Genomic DNA, 5,572 nt, shown 5'->3' with positions numbered 1-5,572 from the left:
ACCGGGTTGGGGCGCGACCGCTTTTCAATTATTTAGCTTTCTCCTGGCGTTTGGCTTCCTTCGCGGCGCGCTTGGCCGCTTTTTTGGCCTCCTTGGCGGCCAATTTTTCGGCCCGGCGTTGGGCGCGGGGCGACTTGGCTGCCTTAGGGGTCGGGGCCGGTTGGGCCGCCGCCGGAGTGGCCGCGGCTTGGGGCTGGATAAAGGTGACCAGTTCGACTTCGCCTTCTTCGGTCACCGCCTGGCTTTCGGTCAGGATCACCACGGTGTCCTTTTTCTTTTCGAGGACGGTGGCTTCCGTCACCTTACTGGTCTGAAATTCAACTTGCTTGGCCAAAAAGCCGGCTTCCAGGGTAAAGGAGGTGGCTTCTTTTTGCAGGGCCAGCCGTTCCGCAATTACCGGGCCGCTTAATTCCCAGGTCATGGTGGTATTGTGGCTGCTGGTTAAGCGCAAATCCCCCAGGCCAAGTTGGTGGGTGAGGAGGCTTAAGTCACCCGGGGTGGCGACGGGGAATTGCCGGGCCAAGTCTTTACCGATCCAGTATAAAATGCCATCGGTCTCCTGGCCTAAAATCAAGGGCAACAAGACATCGCGCATTGCTGCCGTGCTCATGCCGCGCGGGCTGTTGATGAGTTGGTCGTATAATTTTTGCGTCATGGTTCGTACTTCCTTATTTCTCAATCGCCATCAATTATACAAAAAACCAGCCGCTAAACCTAGTCAATTTACCAAAACTTGCAAACTGGGCGGGAAAAGTTGATAATGAAGTTTCAAGGATCGATTAGAAAAGAGTGTAATCGCATGGATAAACGACCAATTGGCGTGATGGATTCCGGGCTGGGGGGCCTTTCGGTGGCCCGGGTGCTCCAAGAACGCCTGCCAAATGAATCAATTATTTTTGTTGGCGACCAGGGGCACTTCCCGTACGGGACCAAGTCGGCCGCCGAAGTGCGGCGCTTAGCGTTGCGGATTGGCCGCTTTTTGGTGGCCCAGGACGTCAAGTTGATGGTAGTGGCGTGCAATACCGCGACGGCTGCCGCGCTGCCGGCCTTACAAGCCGCCCTGCCGATTCCAGTCATCGGGGTTATCAAGCCGGGGGTGAAGGCGGCCCTGGCTGAAGAACCGCACGCGGTGATTGGGGTCATTGCCACGACGGCCACCACCAAAGCCCAGGCCTACGAGCATGAGCTGCACCGCCAAGCGCCCGAAGTCCGGGTCCAGGCCCAAGCGGCCCAGGCGCTGGTCAGCGTGGTGGAACACCACCAGACCGGGACGGCCGCGGCCCAAGCGGCGGTCAACGCCGCCCTGGCACCGTATCGAGTTCAGCCGGTAGATGCCTTGATTTTAGGTTGCACCCACTTCCCGTTTTTGGCGCCGGAGATTCGCCACTGCCTCGGGCCCGCGGTCCGCTTGGTGGATCCGGCCGCGGAGACGGTGGCCGCCGTTGCCAATGAGTTGACGGTCCATGACCAATTGAATCCGGCCGGGGGCGCCTTGCGCTTATGTACGACCGGTCAGCTCAGCGACCTCCAGGAGGGGGCCAAACAATGGCTACCGTTGTTACCGGCGGCGACAACTTATGAAACGCTCACTTTGCCGATGGAAGCTGACCAAGCAGAAAGGGGTTAATGATGGCAACACTGGTAATCGCAACCAAGAACCCGGGAAAGGCCCGGGAATTTAAGGAGATGTTGGCGCCCGCCGGGATTGAAGTAAAGACCCTGGCGGATTTTGCGCCCTTTGAAATTGTCGAAGATGGTACCAGTTTTGAGGAAAATGCGACGATTAAGGCCCAAACGGCCAGTGCCCACTTGCATTTGCCGGTCTTGGCCGATGATTCGGGGTTGATGGTCGACGCCTTGGATGGCGAACCCGGGGTGCGGTCGGCCCGGTACGCGGGCGACCATGATGATGCGGCCAATAACGCCAAGCTCTTGGCCAAGTTGGCGGGGGTGCCAGATCAACAGCGGACCGCCCATTTCCACACCACGATTGTTGGCATCAAGCCCGACGGCAGTAAATTGGTGGCCCACGGTCAAGTCCACGGTCACATTTTACACGAGTTGACCGGGACCCACGGCTTTGGTTATGATCCGCTCTTCTTCGTCGATGAACTGCAGACTTCGATGGGCAATTTAACCGACACCCAAAAGAATCAGATTAGCCACCGCGGGCGGGCCCTGCGGGAATTCATGGCGCACTTTAACGAATGGTGGGGTGAATAACATGAAGCTGCTGTTTGTCAGTGATAACCACGGTGACGCCGCCATTTTGACGCGAATTAAGGCACAGTTTGGCCCCGCAGTAGCGGCCCTGTTTCACTGCGGGGATTCTAATTTACCGGAAAGTGACCCGGCAATGGCGGGGTATTTAACGGTGATTGGCAATACCGACTGGGGGTTAAATTATCTCCCCGTCATCAGCCGGACCTTAGAAAAGGTTAAGGTCGTCGTCACCCACGGCCACGAATACCAAGTTAATACGACTTTGACGCCGCTGATGCTCTTGGCCAAAGAGCAGGCCGCGGCCATTATGGCCTTTGGTCACACCCACCAGCTGGGCTGTGAGGTCATCAAGGGCACCTTGTATCTGAATCCGGGCAGCATCAGCCAGCCGCGGGGCCAATACGCTTATTTGGGCGGGACCTTTGCGGTGGTCGAAGTGACTGCGAGCGCCTTTAACGTTCAATATTATGATCGCAACCTGACCCCGGTGCCGGAACTGAGTTTTCACCTCGCCCGCTAGCCAGAGAAAAGGAAAGCGACCCGCCAGCCAAGTTGATTGGCCCGCGGGTCGCTTTTGCTTATTTGAGTAATTTGATAATTTCGTTGAGCACCCCGTCGTGGTTGTTGTCAAATTCGGTCACGTTGGCGGCTTGCATTTTGATCAGGGGGGCGGCGTTTGCCATCGCATAGCTAAACGGCGTCATTGCCAGCATCCCGAGGTCGTTTTCGTTGTCCCCAAAGGTGGCAATTTCGTCGGGGGCAATCTGATCACGGGCCAGGAGTTGGGCGATCGCATTGGCCTTGGTGGCCCCGGCCTGGCCGATTAGTTCGGTGTTGAAGCCCGACGTTTCCATTAAGAGGTGGTTGGGTAATTGCCCGTCCATGATCCGTTTGAACTGGGTCGGCGAGACCGGATCCGTGTAGCGGACTGCCACTTTAGTAAAGGCTTCGTGGGGCCGGAGGGTCGTCAACTGAGTCAAATCGGGGACCACTTCCACTTGTTCGTAGAAGATTTTGGTATCAGCCAGGCTGGCCGGGCTCATGGTTTGATCGACATAGGCCGTGTCCACCCCGGCGACAATCAGCTCACTGATGTGTTCGGCCGGGAAGGACTTGTGCACCGAGCGGATAATATGGTCGATATCGGGATGGCTGATCGGTACGACGTTGGTTAAGCTCGTGCCCGCGTGGCTGACCGAGCCATTTTGGGAAATGAAATCGAGCTGGGCTTCGTAGCCAGCAAACTCCCGGACCAGGCGCGGGTACGAGGAACCAGAGGCCAGGACAAATTTAACGCCGCGCTTTTGCATCAGGTGTAACGCTTGGGCAAACCGGGCGTGATTATAAGTGTGGGCATCGTTTAAAAAGGTGCCATCCATATCGGTAACAATCATTTTAATTGGCATTGCGTAACCTTCTTTCTATGACTGGGGCGCTGAGGGATTAGCACTGACTTGGGGCGCAAAAGGAATAGCGGCCTCATTTAACGCGGTCAGGCAGTTGTTCAGCAGTTCACTGGCCAAAGTTGCCACAACGGAGGTGTCGGCGGTGACCAGCAACCGGTAGTATAATTGACCGTTGACCGTGACCGGCCCGAGGACTTGAGGCGTGACGTGTTGCCAATCCGGGCGGTGGCTGACGGCTTGGATTTCTTGATCAATAATCGTGCCGACTTGCTCCAACGGCGCGGCCGGGTTGAGGGGAATATCAACGGTTTGGGTCAGTTGGTGACGGGAGAAGTTTTTGACGGTGGTGATGTTACGGTTGGGAATGAAGGTCAGGGTCCCATCGGCGCTTAAGACCTTGGTAGTTCGTAAGCCCAAGGCGGTCAGTTCCCCTTTGACCTGGCCGATTTCAACGACATCTCCCACGTCTAATTGCTGCTCTAATAATAAGAAGAGCCCGTTGACCACGTCGGACACAAAGCCCTGCGCGCCGAGCCCCAAGGCGATGGAGAAGATCCCGGCCCCGGCAATCAGTGTCCCGACCGGGACCCCGATCGTCGATAAAATCGCATACAGGTAAAAGAGGTAGCAGGTATAGCGGAAAATGTTGAGGCTTAAGGCGTGGAAAGTTTTCGCCCGCCGGTTGCCGCCGAGAATTTCGATCCGCCGGGTCTTTTTAAAGAAGGAATTGATGACCAACCGGCCAATCCAAAGGATCACCAGGAAGATCACGGTCGCAAAGATAATGGTCGCCAGTCGGTCGATAAAGTTGCTCAAGAGGGTTTGCCACTTGAGGTGGGTGAGGGAGCCAGCCAGCTCATTGATTTGTTGTTTAACTTGTGGTGGCATAGTAAAAATCCTTTCTCAAAATGCGGCCGCCACCGTTTTTGGCGGCGGCCAAGTCCCTTACTAATGTAGCGAACGGGGCGCCAGAATGCAAATCCAATTGCGAGGGCGCCGCTTCCATGCTATCCTAAAATTAGTTAATCAATTCGGCGGCGGGTCCAAGGGGACGTTAATGTCGCCATGAAGTTTAAAAGGGGGTCAAACAGATGACAGTTGGACAATTGGCGGGGATGATTGCCGCCGTAGCATTGGTAGTCTTGGTAATTGCCTTAATCTGGTTCTTGGTACAAGTGGTGAAAGCCTTGCGCGAAGCGATTACCAACCTGGCAGCGTTGACGCAAGAAGCGACGACCCTCTCGCACCAAGCGGACGGGATTTTGCAAAATACCAATGAATTATTAGCGGACTTAAATCACAAGGCCGAAAAAGTCGATCCAGCCTTTGTGGCGATGGGCGAAGTCGGGCAAAGTGTCAGTGACTTAAACACGGCCACCCGGCAATTTGCCAGTCACGTGGCTGAGCAACGCGCCAAGCGCAACAAGTGGACGACCAAGCTGGGTCAAGCTGCCGCAATGGGGATTTTGGCCCGCTTAAAGAATCGTAAGAAAGCCTAAGCGAAAGGAGAATTATTGATGGCACATAAATTATTAGCCGGCACCTTGGTAGGGGGACTAGCCGCCGTTGTCGCTTGGCAAGCCTTAAAGGCCGACCAAAAGCAGGCCGTTACGGCCAAGGTGCAAAAGGTGGCCACGGGGGCGTTGGACGCCGCCACCGACTACGCCTTAGAGGTCTTAGATATTACCGACGGGCTGGCTGCCGATTACGGCCAACGGTTAAGTGAGCGTTGGGCCGCAGTCAAGCACCAGACCCAAGATCAAACGGCCAGTTTAGCCAAGGCCGTGATGAAAAAGGACTTTAATGCCAAGACGGCGGACCTGCGGGAACAATTAGCCCAGGCCCGGGAAGAAGACGGGGCGGCCGATATCGTTATTGACCAAACCCAAGCCTAAGCGCCATTATCTGGCCGCGGACAGTAAAAAACGCTAAAGCTCAGCGTA

8 protein-coding genes are annotated in these 5,572 nt (G+C 55.9%); 5 read left to right on the top strand and 3 right to left on the bottom strand.

Annotated features, from left to right (window positions below):
- Positions 1-28 precede the first annotated feature (28 nt).
- On the bottom strand, positions 29-655 hold the full coding sequence (locus BN54_RS08860) for a YslB family protein (RefSeq protein ID WP_019206841.1): 627 nt from the start codon (positions 653-655) through the stop codon (positions 29-31).
- Between the two features lie 144 nt (positions 656-799).
- Between BN54_RS08860 and murI the strand changes: the two genes are divergently transcribed.
- Genes murI through BN54_RS08845 form a run of 3 tightly spaced genes read left to right on the top strand, consistent with a single transcriptional unit; the run spans position 800 to position 2,743 of the window.
- Positions 800-1,627, top strand: a complete 828-nt coding sequence (gene murI, locus BN54_RS08855; RefSeq protein ID WP_019206840.1) for a glutamate racemase — start codon at positions 800-802, stop codon at positions 1,625-1,627.
- A 2-nt stretch (positions 1,628-1,629) separates the two neighbouring features.
- On the top strand, positions 1,630-2,223 hold the full coding sequence (locus tag BN54_RS08850; protein WP_019206839.1) for an XTP/dITP diphosphatase: 594 nt from the start codon (positions 1,630-1,632) through the stop codon (positions 2,221-2,223).
- Position 2,224: 1 nt separating this feature from the next.
- Positions 2,225-2,743 (top strand): YfcE family phosphodiesterase, encoded by a 519-nt coding sequence (locus BN54_RS08845; protein WP_019206838.1) that lies wholly within the window; start codon positions 2,225-2,227, stop codon positions 2,741-2,743.
- A 58-nt stretch (positions 2,744-2,801) separates the two neighbouring features.
- Here the strand turns inward: BN54_RS08845 and BN54_RS08840 are convergent, their stop codons facing one another.
- On the bottom strand, positions 2,802-3,629 hold the full coding sequence (locus BN54_RS08840) for an HAD-IIB family hydrolase (RefSeq protein WP_019206837.1): 828 nt from the start codon (positions 3,627-3,629) through the stop codon (positions 2,802-2,804).
- A gap of 15 nt (positions 3,630-3,644) precedes the next feature.
- Positions 3,645-4,517 (bottom strand): mechanosensitive ion channel family protein, encoded by an 873-nt coding sequence (locus BN54_RS08835; RefSeq protein WP_019206836.1) that lies wholly within the window; start codon positions 4,515-4,517, stop codon positions 3,645-3,647.
- 203 nt (positions 4,518-4,720) lie between these two features.
- Between BN54_RS08835 and BN54_RS08830 the strand changes: the two genes are divergently transcribed.
- Entirely contained in the window at positions 4,721-5,128 is a 408-nt protein-coding gene (locus tag BN54_RS08830) for a DUF948 domain-containing protein (RefSeq protein WP_019206835.1), read from the top strand.
- An 18-nt stretch (positions 5,129-5,146) separates the two neighbouring features.
- Positions 5,147-5,524, top strand: a complete 378-nt coding sequence (locus BN54_RS08825; RefSeq protein ID WP_019206834.1) for a hypothetical protein — start codon at positions 5,147-5,149, stop codon at positions 5,522-5,524.
- The last annotated feature ends 48 nt before the right edge of the window (positions 5,525-5,572 follow it).

This window comes from Limosilactobacillus ingluviei str. Autruche 4 (genome assembly GCF_000312405.1).
GTDB lineage: Bacteria > Bacillota > Bacilli > Lactobacillales > Lactobacillaceae > Limosilactobacillus > Limosilactobacillus ingluviei.
This window is presented reverse-complemented; position numbering and strand designations above follow the sequence as displayed.

Coding starts and splice junctions, on each gene's coding strand:
- BN54_RS08830 (WP_019206835.1), top strand. CDS start 4,721: ATGACAGTTGGACAATTGGCGGGGATGATTGCCGCCGTAGCATTGGTA.
- BN54_RS08850 (WP_019206839.1), top strand. CDS start 1,630: ATGGCAACACTGGTAATCGCAACCAAGAACCCGGGAAAGGCCCGGGAA.
- BN54_RS08860 (WP_019206841.1), bottom strand. CDS start 655: ATGACGCAAAAATTATACGACCAACTCATCAACAGCCCGCGCGGCATG.
- BN54_RS08825 (WP_019206834.1), top strand. CDS start 5,147: ATGGCACATAAATTATTAGCCGGCACCTTGGTAGGGGGACTAGCCGCC.
- BN54_RS08845 (WP_019206838.1), top strand. CDS start 2,225: ATGAAGCTGCTGTTTGTCAGTGATAACCACGGTGACGCCGCCATTTTG.
- BN54_RS08840 (WP_019206837.1), bottom strand. CDS start 3,629: ATGCCAATTAAAATGATTGTTACCGATATGGATGGCACCTTTTTAAAC.
- BN54_RS08835 (WP_019206836.1), bottom strand. CDS start 4,517: ATGCCACCACAAGTTAAACAACAAATCAATGAGCTGGCTGGCTCCCTC.
- murI (WP_019206840.1), top strand. CDS start 800: ATGGATAAACGACCAATTGGCGTGATGGATTCCGGGCTGGGGGGCCTT.